Raw genomic sequence first — 18,158 nt, forward strand, 5'->3', positions numbered from 1 at the left:
TATTATAATCAACAAATTTTAAACGGATTTGTAAGCGGATCCGGTGGAGGAGGCTCAAAGATCGTAAGTTATAAAACGGCAAGAGCGGCGGTGGCGAGAAGCCTTGAAATCATAAATTGTAAGGAGAAAATATGAAAAACAAAATTTTAATCGCGGCATTTGCCGCTGCGGCTTGCGTTAGCGTAAGCTCTAGCGAGGGTTTACTTTTAGGCATCGAGGGGGATTACTCGTTTAAATCTAGTCTTACAGCCAAATGGTCGGAGGATGGAGACTCTGGCACCGTTAAAGATCATAAGGGGCAAGCTGCGATAGGTTTTAAGGCTGGCTATGATTTTGGTATAGCTAGAGCATACGGCGAGTATATGTATGACTTTAAGGTTACAAAAAATGGTAGTGATGAGGATGGAGATTTTAAACACTCTTGGAATAAGCATAGCTTGCTAGTAGGCGGAGATTTTACGCCTGAGATTACGAATAGCTTTAGGCTAGTAACGGGCGCATATACGGGGGTTTCGTTTTTGAAATACAAAGATTCGTATAATGACTTCAGCGGCGATAGTGACTCTATATCAAAGACAGTACCAGGCTGGGTCATCGGCGCAAGGCTGGGTGGTTTATATAGCTTTGATGAGCATAATGAGATCGAGTTTGGCTACAAAGCGGACTACACGAGATACAAGGCTAGTAAGCTCGGAGAGGATATAGATAAAGCCTACGAGACCAATCATGGACTATATTTAGGATACAACTTTAAATTCTAAAAATTATAACGTGCTAGCGCAGGATGGAGCGAACGAACTCCCGCTCCATCCGCTTTCAAATTCCAAATAATTATTAGATGTCAAATTGCAGGCAGGATTGTTTAATCCGAAATTTGCGAGCAATTCAGATGCAATTATATGATAATCAAAGGGTTGCTGTTGGTACTAGATGTCAAATTTTACCTGCTCGTGCATACAAAATTCAAATATATTCACACATGCTTGGCTCGTATTTTGGTGCTATCTGGTAAGCATTTAAATTGATAAAATTTATGAAATTTTACTCAATCCGCTTTTTTTTAAGAATCGTTATAATTTCAAGTTGAAAAAGCGGAATTTTATCAATGTCTCCATTTGCCACTTTAAATTTGTTTCATAATTGCTTCGGATATCTCACGACTCCTAGCTTGAGCCAACGCAGAAATGTCATAAAATCCTTAAAACTTTATTGTTTACTAGACGTGAAATTTTAAGTGAGCACGTAAAAGGATTGCGTCTTAATATTAGCTGATTTAGAGGCGGATCTTCTTGTTTACTTGATGGGAATCTTGTATTTGCGGTTTTGTGATTTAGCGCTAAATTTTGCGGTAAAATTCTAAAACTACTGCGTCTAAGAATTTTAACGTTTTAAAGCATTAAATTTTTACGATTTTAATGTTAGTCGCAAGCGTAGAATTTTTACCTTTATAAATTCGCGGTAAAAGCGGTAGATGCCTGTCGTGCGGATTTAGATGCTAGATTAATCCGCAAGCGCTATGCTTTTACTAAAATTTTGTCTTTGTAAAAATTTTAAAATTTCAATCGCTGTTTTTAAAATACTTCGGTGCAAACATAAATTTCTAGCTGCTTTGCTATATTTTGTAAGCTAGCTCGGAGTTTTAAAATAGCAAGTCGTCGTGCCTGCTATTTGCCAAAAACCCTAGCGAAAATCGCGTCTACGTTTTTAGTGTAATATCCGTAGTCGAAGCACTCTTTAATCTCGCTTTCGCTTAGTTTTTCTCGCAGCTTTGTATCTGCGAGCAGATTTTGCAAAAACAGGCTATGCCCTTGCTCATCTATAGCTTTTTTGCCCTCTTGCAGATCCGCCCAGACCTTCATCGCATTACGCTGTACGATCTTATAGGCATCCTCTCTGCTAACTCCTCGTTTAGGCAGCTCTAGCAGTACGCGCTGCGAAAACACGAGCCCACCGGTTAAATTTAGATTTCTCATCATATTTTCGGGATATACGAGCAGTTTTTCGATCAAGCTTGTCAAGCGATTTAGCATAAAATCGGCGGTTATAAAGCCATCAGGGAGGATAAATCGCTCGACTGAGCTATGGCTGATGTCGCGTTCGTGCCATAGCGCTACGTCCTCCATCGCGGGTATTGCGAAGCTACGGATCATACGACATAGTCCAGTTACGTTTTCGCTAAGGACAGGATTTCGTTTGTGTGGCATCGCAGAGCTGCCCTTTTGACCTGGGCTAAAAAATTCCTCTGCCTCATAAACCTCGGTGCGTTGATAGTGGCGGATTGCGATAGCGATCTTTTCGCAGCTGGAAGCCAGGATCGCAAGTGCGCTCATTACCTGTGCGTAGCGATCGCGCTGGATGACTTGATTGGACGCGGGAGCGGGCTTTAACCCCAGATATTCGCACACTAGCTCTTCCAGCTCTAGTGGAGCGTGGGCGAAATTCCCCATCGCACCGCTTATTTTGCCGTAGCTGATAACGCTTTTTGCGTGTTGCAAAAGCTCTAGCGCGCGATTTATCTCATCATACCAGACCGCAAGCACGAGTCCGAAAGTGATCGGCTCGCCGTGGATACCGTGGCTGCGCCCGACCATCAGTGTCATTTTATGCTTCATGGCTTGAGATTTTATCGCAGCTTTTAAATTTTGCACATCCTCAATGATAAGCTCCATGCTTTCTTTGATTTGTAGTGCAACGGCGGTATCGATGCAATCGCTGCTAGTCATGCCGTAATGCACGAAGCGGCTCTCCTGCCCAAGGCTCTCACTCACGCTCGTTAGAAATGCAATCACGTCGTGCTTGGTGGTCTTTTCGATCTCATCTATCCGCTCGATCCTAAAGCTTGCGTTTTGTAGAATTTTATCTTTATCACAGTCGCTTATTAGACCTAGTTTATTCCACGCCTTAACCGCCGCGAGCTCGACTTTTAGCCACGCGTCGTATTTGGCTTGCAAGCTCCATTTTTCAGACATCTCTTTTCTTGCGTATCTTTCGACCATTTTAGTAGCCTTTCGGTTAGAATTTCTTGTATAATGATGGCAAAAATTATATAAAAATAGGGCTGAAAGTTTAATATGGGTTATGAGAAAAGAAGCTTGGGAAGCTTTGAGGGGCGCAAAATTTACGAAATTCTGCTTAGCCTCGGATACGATATGAAATCCGCGCAGCGCATCTGTGACAAGCGCCGCGTAACCGATGCAGAGGATCAAAATTTACATAAAAACTCCGTTGCTTGCGGAGAAATTTTTTTGATCGATTACAAATGCGAGCCGCGCGGACTGAAGCCGATCTTTGAGTGCGATGCGTTTGCGGCATTTGACAAGCCGAGTGGAATTTTAAGCCATCCGAGCGGGCGCAACTCGCCTTATAATATGTATGACGAGATCTGGTCGCTATACGGGCAGGACGCGTGCGTGGCGCACAGGCTTGATTTAGAAACCAGCGGAATTCTTATTGTCGCCAAGGATAAAGACGCGGCGCGCGAGCTTAAAGAGTGCTTCGAACAGCGTAGAGTGATGAAAAGCTATCTAGCGCTCGTGCAAGGGGATTTGAGAGAGGGCTTGCGAGGGGATTTGCAAAGTGCCGCTTGCAATGGTGAGATAGAGAGTTGCTATGCTCTAGGCTTTGATGAAATTTGCGGATCAAAATTCGCGGGCGATGCTGTGAGTTTACCAAGTAGCGTATCGGATTTGCGCGATACACTAGCTCTAAAAGGAACAGGCAATAAATTTGGATTTAATATCTTGTCTAATGGTGCGAGTAGGGGATTGTGGTGCGATGCTCTATCTTACGACGCGCAGGTTAAATTTAATTCCGGCGCTCCTACTGGCGATGTTGACAGCAGATCTGAATTTGATGACTTATCCTGCGGCGTGAGTGATAAGCTCAAACCCGCTATCACGATGAGTAGCGCGGATAACGGACATAAACCTTGCGCCTTATCTGCGGCTAAATCTTTGCCAGCTACTTCTAAGGGCTGTGTAAATTTGAAAAAATTTGAGCCTGCAAAATACGCAAAATTTAGCGAAAAACTGAAATTTTTAAAGGATTTCGAGGGGTTTGTAATTGATGCTCCTATTGCTCCTAGCGGCGAGTTTGCCGATCTTAAAATTCGTATGAAAATATCGCGCGATGGCAAGGAGGCGATCACGCTCATACGCCCGCTGCGATATTTCTCGGACATGGACGCTAGCCTGATTGAGTGCTATCCGCTGACGGGTAGGCAGCATCAGATCAGGCTGCATCTATTTGCCGCGGGTGCGCCGATATTGGGAGAGCCGCTGTATGGGCTTTCGCGGGAGCAAGCGGAGCGGATATTGGATAAAAAGATGGATGAGACGGAGCGGATCAGAACGACAGGGGCGCCGAGATTACTACTGCACGCGAATACAATTTGCTTCGAACTAGGCGGAGAGCGATATGAGATAAAAAGCAAATTCGATGCCGCAAGAGAGTTTTATAATCTTGCGAAAATCGGTAAAATTTAGGTAACTTAATAAAATCTGGATGCTTTGGTGGATCAGATAAATTTTTAAGATAAGAATTTATTTTGTGCGCGTATTTAAAAGCTTGGCGGGTACAAAATTTCTTGGAATTTTCGCGTAGCTTTTAATGAGATTTGTTAAAAGGTTGAATATGGCGTGCGTCATAAATCAAATAAGTCAAATCTAGTTATATTCGCTAAAGCGCAAGGCGGGATGATAAATTCTACTACAATGATAAGGCGCCTAGACGTACATTTATTGTAAGCACGTTTTGTTTTTGAATTTTATTAGTTTTTTACGCCTTACGATATGCCATAAAATTTTAAAATTTTAGCAATTACTCGCTTTGCCACAATCTATAGCGCTAGGACAAATTTCTTTTATGCGGCGCGTTAACCTATCATTCTGATAAGTCTTTTATTTGGTTTAAATTCTTGATTTTATTGAGTGGTCTTTTAGAACTTTGAAAAATTCTGTTTTAAAATCTCTTCTAATAAAATTAGAATTTAGGAAAATAATTTTTGGCTGCTATCGCACGCGGCTAAATTTATATAAACGCGGATCCGATTGCCATAAGGCATGTAGCTAAATGCGTATTTATACCCTATAATCGTCATAATTTCGCAACTTACGCAAAGTTTCAAATAAACAATTATTTTAAACTAAATTCAAATAGCCATAAACGCTACTTCTGCTTCGCCGATATTAATGACTTCGCCTTTGCGCGTCATCACGCCTAGACCATACTCCATGTCCCACGAGCAGCTAAACTGAAAGCCGATTTTGCGTCGTCTAGGATATAGATATTTTGTAGCTCCAATAGTTCGCTAAGCTCCTGTGGCGTGCTGATGCCTGGCATGAAATCGCTTTTGCCATTTTGGGTAGTTTTTTAAAATTTCAGCTAAGATGCCCGTTAAAATTTTTTCCTGATTCTGCTTTAGAAACTCTAGTGCGTCCGATTGCGCATGACTCGGCTCGTCCGTCTTCTCGCCGTCTTCATCTAAAAACGCGCAGCGAAACTCGCCCTCTTGCTCTAAAGCTTTACCGAAATACTCCAGCCGCAGCGGGAAACCAAAGTCCTCGTATTCTTCATCTTCAAATTTAGGCAAAATTTTAGGTTCTGTAAGATGCGCATTAAAAAACTCCGCGACCTTTGGGCTGCGGGTGAAAAGATACTCCTGATTCGCTTCGTAGCTTTTGCGCAAAAATTTAAGCGCCTCCTGCTCTGCTCCGCACTCCAGGCAGCATTCGCCCTTGTAATAATCGCTCACGTAGGACGGATTTTCATTGCTTCTGGCGCGCTTGTCCATCTCGCCTAGCTAGCGCAGCATATTTGAGGCGTCGCCCGCCCATTCGTACTCATTTGCCATGCGCGCCGCGTAGATGTATGAGTCGTAGACGCGGTATTTCTCATCGTCCGCCTCCGCCCATTTTGCCTCGATAAAGCGGATAATCTCCGCCTTTGTAATCTTGGATTTTTTAAGCAGCGATCTGTCTAAGAAAACGCCGATCTCATCCACTATTTTTTGCGCGTCCATTGCTACTTCGTTATAAATTTTTTGCCGATCTGCCTTACGGTCTGAAAATAATCGCCGAATTTCTCCTCTGCTTGTTCGAAATTTTATCGGCACTGATAGCACTTTGAGCCGGAATTTTACCTTGCTCGTTTCTTTGCTTGAGCTGTCCGCACGCTGCACTGATATCTAGCCCCTTGCTCTGGCGGATCGTGCAAGTAATGCCGTGCGCGCAGAGATAGTCTTGGAATTTCACCATGTTTTCGGGGCTTGGCCTGCCAAAGCTCGAGCCTTCGTGCGGATTAAAATAGATCAGATTTACTTTTGCGCGAATGCCGTGCAGAAGCTTCACTAGCGTTTTGGCATCGCTTGAGCGGTCATTTATCCCATCGATTATTAGATATTCAAACATCACCCGTTTTCGCAGATCGATTGGGAACTCGCGCACCGCCTGCATGATCGATGCGATATTGTAGGCGCGATTTATCGGCATTAGTTTTTCACGCAGTTCGTCATCCACTGCATGCAGTGAGATCGCGAGTAGCACGCCAAGATCCATTTCGCCAAGCTTTTTTATCTGCGTAGAAAGTCCGCTTGTACTTATCGTTTGGCGACGCGGCGCTATTGCGAGTCCGTCGTTTTCTTTTAAAATTCGCACGGCTTTGGCAACGTTGTCTAGGTTATTAAGCGGTTCGCCCATCCCCATATATACGACATTGACGCGGCGCTCGTACGGGATCGCGTTCATTTTTTTGATGAGCCAAATTTGAGCCACGATTTCGCCTGGAGTTAAATTCCGTACGAAGCCACCTTTTGCTGTCAGGCAAAAGGTGCAGCCAATTTTGCAACCCACTTGCGAACTTACGCAGATTGAGTAGCGCGCGTGTCTTATAATTTTTTCGTTTTCATCTCGCAGTTCATCCTTCATCGGTAGCAGGACACTTTCTATCGTCTTGCCATCTTTGAGAGCGAAAAGGTATTTGATACTGCCATCACTACTTGTTTCGGATCTGACGCATTCAAGTGGATCTAAATAAAAATTTTGAGCTAAACTTTGACGGATCTCTTTTGGTAGATTTAGCATTTGTGTGAAGTCATCCACATTCTTTTTGTAAATCCATTCGTAAATTTGCTTGGCTCTAAATTTCGGTTCGATGAAATTTTCAAGCTCTTTCATCGTAAAATCAAAGATATTTTTCAAATTAATGCCTTAGTTTTTAGATATTTAGTTAAATTTTTTTTTGCAGCGGCGTGATTTTTTAAAAAATTTGCGTGAGCATTTGAATCGCAGAAATTCGTCGCACAAAAAATTCCGTAAGCGGGAATTTGAAATTTTTGTGCTACCTTGAGAACCGAAAAAAATTCCATATTTTCTAAAAAATAACCTCGCTCAAAGAATTTTAGCGCGGATTTTTTATCGGTCGTGATAAAATTTGAGCTATTAATTATTGTTTCATATGAAACATTGGTAGAATTCCTAGCTATAATTTCATAGCTAATCGGGGAGTATGAAAGCTCATAAAGCGCCGATATCTCACAGTTTGCAGCCGATCTGCTTTCATAAATTTTTAGAATTTTACCTTCTTTATATAGCCCCGCAGAACCCACGAAAATGATTTCACTCGGCAAGCTTTGCCTATTTTCGCATAAAAATTTAGTCAAATTTATACTCATATCTACTAGCCCTACACCCATAGGCAGGGCAAAATCAAAAATTTCATTTCGTCCGGCAGAGATTATCATTTACGCATTCACGCTTTCATTATTTTTCACTAATCATAGCAAAATGACGATAAATTTAAAGCTAAATTTTGAAATTTTTTCGTCGTAAAGTATCGGATGAAATTAAAATAAATCGAGTAAACATCTATGAGAGCTGTACCTTTATCTTCCATAATGGTAGTAGTGCAGGTGGCGGGTAGAAGATGGAAAAGTATCATAAAAAAAGCTTATAATTTAGCTAAAACGAAGAAATTTTATCTAAGCAAAAACGATGCTTGCAAAAAACTTGCAAGATAATAAAGGCTGAAATAAAATTAATTATTTGGTCGCTTTGGCGGCTAAGTTTCAACCTTGTGGTATAAACCTGGCTAAATTTACATTCTCACTTCGATGCCTTGCTCCTGCAGATACGTTTTTAGTGCCTTAATTTCGATCTCTCTGAAGTGAAAGATTGATGCTGCCAAGCATGCGTCCGCGCCTGCTAAAAATGCGTCCTTAAAATGCTCCATTTTACCCGCACCGCCGCTTGCGATCACGGGGATATCAAGCGCGCTAAAAATCCGCGTCAAATTTAGCTCAAAGCCGTTTTTAACGCCGTCGCAGTCCATCGATGTGAGTAAAATTTCTCCCGCGCCGCGCTCCTGCGCCTCTTTCGCCCAAGCAAGCGCGTCCCTGCCGGTATCCAGCCTGCCGCCGTTTATAAACACGCTATAGCCGCAAAGTTCGCCGTTCCCAGTTAAAATTTCATCCTGCGAGCTGCGTAAAATTTCGCCGAAATTCCGCGTCTCACTGTCTAAATTTGTGTCTGGATTTTGCATGTCGCCGTGTAAATTTCCGTTTGAATTCCTCGCCGTGTCATATAAATTACCGCGCGAAATTTCACTCGAATTTCGTTTCGCATCTATCGCTACCACGACGCACTGCGAGCCGAATTTATTTGCCGCTTCGTCTATCAAATTTGGATTTTTTATTGCAGCTGAGTTGAGGCTGATTTTATCGCAGCCGACGTTTAGCAGGCGCGAGATGTCGTCGATCGTGCGTATACCGCCGCCAACGGTCAGCGGGATAAAAAGCTCGCGTGCGACCCGCTCCACGACATCCACGATCGTATCGCGCTCAAGATGCGACGCCGTGATGTCAAGGAAGCACAGCTCGTCCGCGCCCTCCTCGTTGTAGCGTTTGGCTATCTCGACCGGATCACCCGCATCCACGAGACCTACGAAATTTACGCCCTTTACCACCCGTCCGTCTTTGACGTCAAGGCACGGGATTATGCGTTTTGCGAATCTATTCAAAGCAGCCCTTCATAATAAAATTTTTTATGATTTTAGCCAAATTTTACTTAACATAATGACTTTATAAGTAAAATTTGGCTAGACTCTCGCGATGATTAGAGCGAAAAAAGAGTTCGGGCAAAATTTTTTAAAAGACGAAGCCGTTTTAAGCAAGATCATCCAAGCGATTCCCGAGAATGTACAGAATGTCGTTGAGATCGGGGCTGGCTTAGGTGATTTAACTCGTAAGCTTTTGGAATTTTACAGATTAAAAAGTTTCGAGATAGATGAAGATTTATATCAAATTTTAAGCGCTAAATTTGCGCAGCAGATCGCTAGCGGCGAGCTTAAGCTCGTTTTGGGCGATGCTTTGCGGATTTGGCAGCAGCGGGGTCTTGAGCGCGGCGAATATTTTTTGGTCGCAAATTTGCCCTACTACGTCGCTACGAAGATGATTTTGCAGGCGATCGACGATGAGCTATGCGGCGGATTTTTGGTGATGATTCAAAAGGAGGTTGCTTTAAAATTCTGCGCCAAAGCCGGACAGAGCGATTTTAGCGCTCTGTCGATCCTGGCCGATCTTGCGGGCGGCTGCGAGCTTCTATTCGACGTTGAGCCCGGCTGCTTCGAGCCCGCGCCGAAGGTAACTTCGTCGGTTATGCGGCTCGTAAAGGGCAAAAATTTCAAGCCCAGCCTCGAGATAAACGCAGATAGCCTCGGCGTAAAAAGTTGCGCCCGTTTCCAAAGTCTCGATGAATACGAGAAATTTAAAAGCTTTTTGCGCGTATCTTTCAGCGCGCCGCGAAAGACGCTTATTAAAAATTTAAGCGCAAAATTTGATAGAGGCTTAGCCGAAGGGATCTTTTTAAATTTGAAAATTCCGCCTACAGTTCGGGCGCACGAGTTAAATTCCACCCTTTTTTTAGAAATTTTTAAAAATTTAAAGGCAAAAGATGGAAGAAAACAGAAATGAAAACGGCGTCGAACGACTCAAAAAAAGCAATCGCTATAAAAAACGCAAGGAAAATCTAAAAAAATCTATCGCAAGCGAAGGCTCTGCGGGCGATGTGGAATTCGGCGGCGAGCACGAAAACGGCTCTCGCAAAAATAAAGGCGCGAAAAACGGGCAAAATTCCGCTCGTTCAAAGGGTTCAAAAAATGGCTCTCGCAACGGATCAAATTTTTCGGGCGGTTCGTCAAGCGGCAATTCAAACGGCGCGAATGGTGCGCATTTCGCAGGCGCATACCCAAAAAACAACGAAAACGGCGCGGGCGGTTCAAATTTAAACCGCGACGGCCGTGCAAAGCCAAGCGCCAATAACGCAAAAGGCCCGAATTCTAGCGTCGCAGACGATACGAACTCTTCGGATTCACAGAAAAAGAAAAAGCACAAAAAGCGCTCAAATATGCCAAAAAGTCTTACTGGCAACGAGCCGTGGCAGAAGGCGATGGACGATGCGATCGCGCAAAATAAGCTGATCCACGAGGAGCGCCTGCACCCGCTTAAAGACGCTAATCGCAGTGATGAGACGGTGCGTATTACACCGCTTGGCGGACTGGGCGAGATCGGCGCGAATATGACCGTTTTTGAGACCAATACGAGCGCGATCATCGTCGATGTGGGCATGAGCTTTCCCGAGGAGAGTATGCTTGGCGTGGACATTTTAATCCCCGACTTTGATTATGTTCGCAAGATAAAAAACAAGATCAAAGGCATCATTATCACGCACGCGCATGAGGATCATATCGGCGCGATGCCATATTTTTTCAAAGAATTTCAATTCCCGATCTACGCTACGCCGCTTCCTTTGGGGATGATAAGCAATAAATTTGAAGAGCACGGCCTAAAAGCCGAGCGTAGCTACTTCCGCCCCGTCCAGAAGCGCCAGCTTTATCAGATCGGTGATTTTGAGGTCGAGTTTATCCACATAACGCACTCGATTATCGATGCAAGCGCGCTTGCAATCACAACGAAAGCGGGCACGATCATCCATACGGGCGATTTTAAGATCGATCACACGCCGATCGACGGCTATCCGACCGATCTGAACCGCCTAGCTTATTACGGCGATCGCGGAGTTATGCTTTTGATGAGCGATAGCACAAACTCGCACAAAGAGGGGATCACAAAGTCTGAAAGCTCGGTAGGTAAGACCTTTGATATGATATTCTCAAGCTGTAAGGGGCGAGTGATAATGAGCACCTTCAGCTCAAACATCCACCGCGTCTATCAGGCTATTGAGCGCGGCGTAAAATACGGCCGCAAGGTCTGCGTCATCGGACGAAGCATGGAGCGAAATTTATTTACCGCGATGGAGCTTGGCTACGTAAATTTAGACAAAAAGATCTTCGTCGATGCCGATCAAGTCTCAAAATATCCCGATAATGAGGTTTTGATCGTAACTACCGGCTCGCAGGGCGAGACGATGAGCGCGCTGTACCGCATGGCGACGGACGAGCACAAATACATTAAGATCAAATCCACCGATCAGGTAATTATCAGCGCCAAAGCGATCCCCGGCAACGAAAGCAGCGTATCGACCGTGCTTAACTACCTTCTAAAAAGCGGCGCAAAGGTCGCGTATCAGGACTTCAGCGAGATACACGTAAGCGGGCACGCTTCGATCGAAGAGCAAAAGCTCATGCTGCGCTTGATAAAGCCGAAATTTTTCCTACCCGTGCACGGCGAATATAATCATATCGTAAAACACAAAGAGACTGCGATGGAGTGCGGCATCGAGGAGAAAAATATCTATCTAATGAACGACGGTGATCAGATGGAGGTTTGCGAAAAATATCTAAAGCGCGTCAAGACCGTCAAGACGGGTAAGGTTTTTATTGATAATCAGATCAACAAGCAGATCTCCGACGAGATCGTCAAGCACCGTCAAAATTTAGCCGATGCGGGCGTCGCGGTCATCATCGCGCAGATCGACAAAAACGAAAAGAGGCTCATTCAGACGCGCGTCATCACTTACGGACTCGTCGCAGAGAACCAAACGGCGCACTTTACCAAAGAGATGCAGGGCATCATCGAGCAGTTTTTGGCAAATTTAAAAGATGAAATTCTGCTCGATCACTGGGCGCTGGAGGGCAAGATCCGCCAGGCCGTGCGCAAACACATCTTTAGAAAGATCAAAAAATATCCGACCATCGTGCCGGTGATCTATTTGATGTAAGCGTGGCTAAATTTAGCGCGCAAAGAGGCTTTGATCTGCGGCAGGCAAGTGAAATTTTATGGCGCGGATGAGCTATTGGGTGTAAAATTTTGCAATGTGTGCTGGTTTTACGGCGTGAAATTCCGCGTAGCGTAAATTTAGGCGTGGCGCGAAGAGGCGTAAAATGAAAGCAAATTTTAAAAAGAAGGTTTAATGAGTGAAATTTTAGATACGGCACGAGAGGTGCTGAGGCTCGAAGGAGCGGAGCTTTTGCGGCATGCGGATCTTATCGGCGACGAAATTGAGCGAGCCGTAAACTTGATCTTGGCTTGCAAAGGCAAAGTAATCGTCACCGGCGTGGGTAAGAGCGGTCACATAGGCGTTAAGATCGCTGCGACGCTTGCCAGCACCGGCACGCCGTCGTTTTTCGTCCATCCTACCGAGGCGCTGCACGGCGATTTGGGCATGATCGGCAAGGACGATATGGTGCTTGCGATCAGCTTTAGCGGCGAGAGCGAGGAGCTGGTTAGAATTCTACCTCACCTCAAACGTTTCGGCGTAAAGATCATCGCGATGGCACGCGATAAAAACAGCTCACTCGGTAAGGTTGGCGATGAGTTCATAAGCCTAAATATCGTCAAAGAGGCCTGCCCGCTAGGTGCTGCGCCGACGGTTTCTACGACGCTAACGCTTGCGTTAGGCGACGCGTTAGCGATCTGTTTGATGAGGCAGCGTAGATTCGGCAAGGAGGATTTTGCAAATTTTCATCCCGGCGGAAGCCTCGGTAAGCGACTTTTCGTAAAAGTAAAAGACGTGATGCAAAGCAAAAATTTGCCCCTCGCAAAGCGCGGCGCCAGCCTAAAACAAGCTATTGACGTTATGACACACGGAAAGCTCGGCACCGTTTTGTTAGTGAACGAAAAGGGCGCGCTCGAGGCGATCTTAAGTGATGGCGATTTGCGGCGTGCGCTGATGCGAGAGGATTTTGACATCAATGACGGCGCGCTAAAATATGCCACCAAAAATCCTAAAATGCTGGACGATAAAAATATGCTCGCGATAGACGCACTAAATTTAATCGAGCAATTTAAAATTCAAGTCCTGCCCGTGGCCGAAAATGGCGTGCCTGCGGGGATCTTGCATATCCATGATCTAACGAGTCTGGGGCTAAAATAATGCAAAAGATGCGTCTGAATAAATTTATCTCTCATAACACCGCCTACTCACGCCGTGAGGCGGACGAGCTGATCAAGCAGGGCAAGGTTAGCATTAACGGCCGCGTCGTTAGCGATTTCATCGAAGTTAGCGGCGAGGAGAAGATCCGCATCGGCTCGCGCCTCATCAAGCCTAAGACGGAATTTACGATGATTGTTTATAACAAACGCAAAGGCGAGTTAGTTACTAAAAAGGACGATCGTGGCAGGCGGACGATTTACGATAGTTTGCCGGAGGGATTTAGTAGATTTGTTAGCGTAGGGCGTTTGGATTTTGCAAGCGAGGGGCTTTTGCTGCTAACCGATGCGCCCGCGATCGCTACGGCGCTGATGAACAGCGACATCGAGCGAGAGTACTATCTAAAGGTAAAAGGCGAGGTAGGGGATGAGGTGGTAACGGCGATCCGCGAGGGTTTTTTCGCCGCAGATGCGAGCAAGGGCGCACACGCCAAAAGCAAGATCAAATCGATGGAATTTAAGCCCTTTTTGGGCTACCGCATAATGCCTAGCAGCGGCGGTTATACGAAGATAAAGGCGATCATCAACGAAGGTCAAAACCGCGAGCTGCGTAGATTTTTTGGCTATTTCGATCTGGATGTCGTGGAGCTTAAGCGCACGGCATTTGGTAGAATGACCCTCGGGACGCTAAAGCCTGGCAAATGGCGCTATTTCGATCAGAGCGAATACGAAGATCTGCGCGATTTTTTGAAAGAAAACAAAATCCGCTATTAAATTTAAGGAGGCGAAATGAGCTCAAAGACGAACGCCGCGCGCGTACTGGACGGTCTGAAAATCCCTTACGAGATCAAAGAATACGCGGTGGATCCTTTAAATTTAGACGCGGTGCATGTAGCAAACAGCGTGAACGAGCCGATCGAGCGGGTCTATAAAACGATAGTTTGCACGGCGGATCACGAATATGTCGTAGCCTGCCTGCAAGGCGATCTAAATCTGGATCTCAAGGCGCTCGCGCACATCTGCGGCGCGAAGCGTTGCGAGCTGATGGATTTGAAGGATTTACAAAAGGTCACGGGCTACATCAGGGGCGGCTGCTCGCCGCTTGGGATGAAAAAACACTTCCGCACCTTCATCGATGAAAAAGCGCTAACGCAGGAGAAAATTTACGTTAGCGCAGGCGTGCGCGGAAAACAAATCGCTCTTACGCCGAAGGACCTCGTAACTGCCACCGAGGCGCAAATTTGCAAAATTACTCACGACTAACGCGGCGTTACTTTTGCTGCCGTTTACGTAAGTAACGCCGGTAGCGAGCTAGCTAAAATTTACACTGCGAAATTTTGACTTTTAAAATTTGGCGTTGCGCCGCTTGTTAAAACAATCTCCTGTACGGCAAGAAAATACAAATCAAATTAATTTCGTAAAATTTTATTGTTAAAATTCTAAGTACCGCGCGCCGAAAAATATCTCAAACGAGATGACGAGCACGCGGGGGGGGGGCAAAGCAAGTCTATTTTAAAAGTGCATGCTTTATGTGCGATCTATTTTATTCACTATAAATTTAGACTCACGGCGTTTAGAGTCATTTACGATGAAATTTTAAAATTTCATCGTAAATTTTCTACGTCTCGTGCCTATTTTTTGAAAAGCTCAGAGACATTCGGGGCTTGCTTTTCTTGCTCGCTAGCGGCGAAAAATTCCGCTTTAGCGAAGTTGAAAACGCTGGCGATGATGTTAGTGGGAAACATCTCGCAGGCGTTATTATAAACCGTAACGGCGCCGTTATAAGCGCGGCGCGCGGCGCTAATCTGCTCTTCGCACTCGCCTAACGCGTTTTGTAGCTTGGCAAACGATTCGTTAGCTTTGAGGTTTGGATACGCCTCCACCGCAATGCGGATCTGTCCTAAAAGAGCCGAAATTTCACTATTTAGCTTAAATTTATCCGCGTTAGAGCTTGCGCTGATTGCTTGCGAGCGAAGTTCGCTAACGCGCGTTAGCACGGCATTTTCGTGGCTCATATATTCTCGCGTGGCGCTAACTAAATTTGGGATGAGGTCGTAGCGTTTTTTAAGCTGTGTATCGACTGTGGAAGCGATATTTCGCACCTGGTTGCGCTTGGCGATGAACGAGTTATAAACGCCTACTAACGCCAAAACTAACAAAACTATGACGACTAATAAAATCAAAGCCGCATTCATTTTCTCTCCTTTTAAAGTGTTTCAATTAAAAATAAGAATATTTAGCTATACTTGCCATTTCTTTTCGCGTGTCAAGGTAGCTCAGCTGGTTAGAGCGCTGGTCTCATAAGCCGGAGGTCGAGAGTTCAAGTCTCTCTCTTGACACCATCTTCAAATTACCTTTAAGAGTGCAACGGCGCCTCAAAAAAGTTCGAGATTATATCTTACTTATACTTGAAAAATAATGAAAATTGGCAAAAGTATAAAATTTACCTTCGGGCAAATGTGAGTTTTTTTGAATTTGTTGCTCCGTCTCTAAAAGATAAATTTACGCAAAGTATCTTTATCTACGAGCCTTTAAGATATTTTGGCAAAAGTTTTTTATTCGAGTCTCTTTCGCGTTTTCACATCGGTAATCCGTATCAGCATAACCTATCACATTCCGCACAAATTCACACTATTTAGCTAAATTTTTTGATATAATCTCCCGCTTTAAAAGCTAAAATTCAAAGGAAACATATGAAATTTATTTCTCACAAAATTTTAAAAAGCGCGGTTTTGCTGGCAGCATTGGGATCTTTTGCGACTTGCGGCGCCGAGACGCAGCAACCTAACGGCTACGCCATAAGCGGCGCAGCACTATCGGCGATAGAGGAGGACAATAGGGCGAAAGAAAATTATCTAGTCATCGACGTCAGAAGCGCGGATGAGTACGCTGCAGGCCACATAAAGCACGCGATTAATATCCCGCTTGGAGAGCTTGAAAGCAGGCTGGATGAGATAAACGCCTACAAGGATAAAAACGTCGTGCTTTATTGCAATACGGGCAATCGCAGCGGCAAAGCGCTTGATCTGCTTAAACAAAAGGGGTTCAATGTGCTTATGAATGCGCCCGGCGTGAAGCAATACGACTATGAGCTGTATAAAGTCGGCAGCATAAACGCGGAGGGGTTTTTGAAAATAGCAAATGATCCAAACGTGCTGATCATCGACGCTAGGCAGAAGCAGGACTACGACGCGGGGCATATGAAAGGCGCGATAAATATCCCATACGGCGAGCCTTTAGAAAATTACAAGGACGTGCTTGAGGCCAACAAAGACAAAAAGATGATCACACATTGTTACAGCGGCAACCGCAGCGCCAAGCTCGCCAAAGCCCTAAACGAGCGAGGCTACAACGTCACAAATCTACTCGACGGCACGAAAGAGTATAATTACGAGCTAGTGAAATAAATCAAGATTGGCTCTTGGGGTAAAATTTTACGACCATTCTTTGTATTCGCCGCGTCTTTGTGATATGCAGCTTCGCGGCACCTGATAAGACAGATACCGCTAAATTTGAAATTATTTGCTCCGCCTGCTCATTAGCGCCTACTTTGCATAAGATTTGCCTTTGATACAAAGTGAAATTTTGGCTCCTCCATACCGAGGCGGCAATAGCGCTTGGAGGTTTAACTCCTTTTAGAGGATTTTTGAAATTTAAATCATAAAGTTGTAGCGACGGAGCAGGTATTTGGAGCTGAAAAATAGAAATTTACAAGCTAGCGCGGGTTTTGTGAAACGCAAAATTGAAACAGACTCTATAAAAGTTGCGTAAATTTTAAATGCAGCCGAATCGCTTAAAAATTTTACTTCCGAAAATGGAATTTCGCGCTAGTGGTGCGCGCGTTTTAAATAGCCTCACCAATTTCGATAAATTTGTGCTTTAGGAGAGGTAAGCAAAATCAAGACAGAATTCTAAAAGCAAATTAAGCCCGCAACGTATTTTTTAACTCCGTCATTACAATGAATCGAATTTTACGCGGGAATCAAACGCACGAATTAAATTCTGCACGAAATTTTATTCAACCAAGAATTCCTTCTTATCGATCGTGCCATGATAAAAAATCCCGAGCGTATCATCAAAGGTCTTATCCAAAAATCCATCTTTTTTTAGTCCTGCTAAAGATGTATTGATTAGCTCTAGCAGCGCATTATTGCCCTTCTGCACGGCGATTGCGTTGTAAGTTTGCTTACCTAGACCATCCAAAGCAACCTGCGTTTTATTATCGATGATTGCGTATGCGTGCAGGATTAGGTTATCATCGACATGCACGGCATTTTTCGCCCTTTTGAAAGCGCGGTAGCATTTAGCCGAGCTGGCGCAGAAATTCAAATTCTTTCTAAAGCCAGCTTTGCGTAAGAAATTGTGAATAGGAGAGTGTTTGATGACGAAAATCCTCTTTTTGTGGAGTTGATCGAAGCTCGTGATATTTTCGTCTTTTTTGGCTAGCACACCTACCTGCACCTTAAAATAAGGCTCCGAAAAATCTACTTTTTTCGCTCGCGTGGGCGTAGGAGTAAAGGTCGCAATCACCATATCCGCTTCATTGCGCTGTAAAGCGCTAATGCGTCTTGAAGCCGTGATCGGGATAAATTTTACCTTGCCAGGATTATCGCCGAAAATCTCCTTACCGAGCTTCTCGCCAAGAGCAATCTCAAATCCCCTGTATTTGCCGTCTACGAGCGCACTAAACGGCGGCTGATCGTTATATACACCGATGCGAACGAGCCTATCTTTTTTGATCTGATCCAAAGAATTTGCAGATAGAAAACCAAGTAGTAGAGCCGCCAAAACAAATACTTTCATTTGCTCCCCTTTTAGTTGAAATAAGGCGCAATTA

At 44.6% G+C, this 18,158-nt stretch carries 17 protein-coding genes and 1 tRNA gene; 9 read left to right on the forward strand and 9 right to left on the reverse strand.

Annotated features, from left to right (window positions below; translation table 11 throughout):
• Window positions 1-131 precede the first annotated feature (131 nt).
• Window positions 132-761, forward strand: coding sequence for a hypothetical protein (locus tag Q0372_RS04710; protein ID WP_298103189.1), 630 nt, complete (start codon window positions 132-134; stop codon window positions 759-761).
• 903 nt (window positions 762-1,664) lie between these two features.
• On the opposite strand, the gene purB is transcribed toward Q0372_RS04710, so the two are convergent.
• Window positions 1,665-2,996: an adenylosuccinate lyase gene (gene purB, locus Q0372_RS04715; protein WP_297882648.1), complete on the reverse strand. Its 1,332-nt coding sequence runs from the start codon at window positions 2,994-2,996 to the stop codon at window positions 1,665-1,667.
• A 75-nt stretch (window positions 2,997-3,071) separates the two neighbouring features.
• Here purB and Q0372_RS04720 point away from each other — a divergent pair, with 75 nt between their 5' ends.
• A complete protein-coding gene (locus tag Q0372_RS04720; RefSeq protein WP_298103193.1) occupies window positions 3,072-4,484 on the forward strand; it encodes a pseudouridine synthase in 1,413 nt (470 codons plus the stop codon).
• A gap of 733 nt (window positions 4,485-5,217) precedes the next feature.
• Here the strand turns inward: Q0372_RS04720 and Q0372_RS04725 are convergent.
• The 6 genes from Q0372_RS04725 to hisF all read right to left on the reverse strand — a co-directional run bounded on the left by Q0372_RS04725 (window position 5,218) and on the right by hisF (window position 9,012).
• Window positions 5,218-5,340, reverse strand: coding sequence for a hypothetical protein (locus Q0372_RS04725; RefSeq protein ID WP_298103196.1), 123 nt, complete (start codon window positions 5,338-5,340; stop codon window positions 5,218-5,220).
• Window positions 5,309-5,791: a hypothetical protein gene (locus tag Q0372_RS04730; RefSeq protein ID WP_298103198.1), complete on the reverse strand. Its 483-nt coding sequence runs from the start codon at window positions 5,789-5,791 to the stop codon at window positions 5,309-5,311. Before Q0372_RS04730 ends, Q0372_RS04725 begins: the two co-directional genes overlap by 32 nt.
• 9 nt (window positions 5,792-5,800) lie before the next feature.
• Complete coding sequence (locus tag Q0372_RS04735) at window positions 5,801-6,019, reverse strand: hypothetical protein (RefSeq protein ID WP_298103201.1); 219 nt, start codon at window positions 6,017-6,019, stop codon at window positions 5,801-5,803.
• Window positions 6,020-6,053: 34 nt separating this feature from the next.
• Entirely contained in the window at window positions 6,054-7,196 is a 1,143-nt protein-coding gene (rlmN, locus tag Q0372_RS04740; protein ID WP_298103204.1) for a 23S rRNA (adenine(2503)-C(2))-methyltransferase RlmN, read from the reverse strand.
• The gene (locus tag Q0372_RS04745; protein WP_297882379.1) at window positions 7,193-7,738 is read right to left on the reverse strand and encodes a purine-nucleoside phosphorylase; all 546 of its coding nucleotides are present in this window, start codon (window positions 7,736-7,738) and stop codon (window positions 7,193-7,195) included. The genes rlmN and Q0372_RS04745 overlap by 4 nt, the downstream gene beginning before the upstream one ends.
• A 353-nt stretch (window positions 7,739-8,091) precedes the next feature.
• A complete protein-coding gene (hisF, locus tag Q0372_RS04750) occupies window positions 8,092-9,012 on the reverse strand; it encodes an imidazole glycerol phosphate synthase subunit HisF (protein WP_298103208.1) in 921 nt (306 codons plus the stop codon).
• Window positions 9,013-9,103: 91 nt separating this feature from the next.
• On the opposite strand from hisF, the gene rsmA reads away from it, so the two are divergent.
• From rsmA to ybaK, 5 genes are all read left to right on the forward strand, one after another.
• A complete protein-coding gene (gene rsmA / locus Q0372_RS04755) occupies window positions 9,104-9,964 on the forward strand; it encodes a 16S rRNA (adenine(1518)-N(6)/adenine(1519)-N(6))-dimethyltransferase RsmA (RefSeq protein WP_298103211.1) in 861 nt (286 codons plus the stop codon).
• On the forward strand, window positions 9,945-12,170 hold the full coding sequence (locus tag Q0372_RS04760; RefSeq protein WP_298103213.1) for a ribonuclease J: 2,226 nt from the start codon (window positions 9,945-9,947) through the stop codon (window positions 12,168-12,170). Before rsmA ends, Q0372_RS04760 begins: the two co-directional genes overlap by 20 nt.
• 192 nt (window positions 12,171-12,362) lie before the next feature.
• Window positions 12,363-13,325 carry a KpsF/GutQ family sugar-phosphate isomerase gene (locus Q0372_RS04765; protein ID WP_298103216.1) on the forward strand — a complete coding sequence of 321 codons (963 nt, stop codon included), beginning with the start codon at window positions 12,363-12,365 and terminating at the stop codon, window positions 13,323-13,325.
• Between the two features lie 8 nt (window positions 13,326-13,333).
• Window positions 13,334-14,095, forward strand: coding sequence for a pseudouridine synthase (locus tag Q0372_RS04770; RefSeq protein WP_298103366.1), 762 nt, complete (start codon window positions 13,334-13,336; stop codon window positions 14,093-14,095).
• A 15-nt stretch (window positions 14,096-14,110) separates the two neighbouring features.
• Window positions 14,111-14,584: a Cys-tRNA(Pro) deacylase gene (gene ybaK, locus Q0372_RS04775; protein WP_298103219.1), complete on the forward strand. Its 474-nt coding sequence runs from the start codon at window positions 14,111-14,113 to the stop codon at window positions 14,582-14,584.
• Between the two features lie 368 nt (window positions 14,585-14,952).
• On the opposite strand, the gene Q0372_RS04780 is transcribed toward ybaK, so the two are convergent.
• Window positions 14,953-15,516 (reverse strand): LemA family protein, encoded by a 564-nt coding sequence (locus Q0372_RS04780; protein ID WP_297923082.1) that lies wholly within the window; start codon window positions 15,514-15,516, stop codon window positions 14,953-14,955.
• Window positions 15,517-15,586: 70 nt separating this feature from the next.
• Between Q0372_RS04780 and Q0372_RS04785 the strand changes: the two genes are divergently transcribed.
• Both Q0372_RS04785 and Q0372_RS04790 read left to right on the forward strand, forming a co-directional pair.
• Window positions 15,587-15,663: transfer RNA gene (locus Q0372_RS04785), tRNA-Met, on the forward strand.
• 351 nt (window positions 15,664-16,014) lie between these two features.
• The gene (locus Q0372_RS04790; RefSeq protein WP_298103223.1) at window positions 16,015-16,728 is read left to right on the forward strand and encodes a rhodanese-like domain-containing protein; all 714 of its coding nucleotides are present in this window, start codon (window positions 16,015-16,017) and stop codon (window positions 16,726-16,728) included.
• A gap of 607 nt (window positions 16,729-17,335) precedes the next feature.
• Here Q0372_RS04790 and Q0372_RS04795 read toward each other — a convergent pair.
• Window positions 17,336-18,124, reverse strand: a complete 789-nt coding sequence (locus Q0372_RS04795; protein ID WP_298103228.1) for a transporter substrate-binding domain-containing protein — start codon at window positions 18,122-18,124, stop codon at window positions 17,336-17,338.
• Window positions 18,125-18,158: the final 34 nt, after the last annotated feature.

The organism is uncultured Campylobacter sp., from assembly GCF_937997405.1.
Classification (GTDB): domain Bacteria; phylum Campylobacterota; class Campylobacteria; order Campylobacterales; family Campylobacteraceae; genus Campylobacter_B.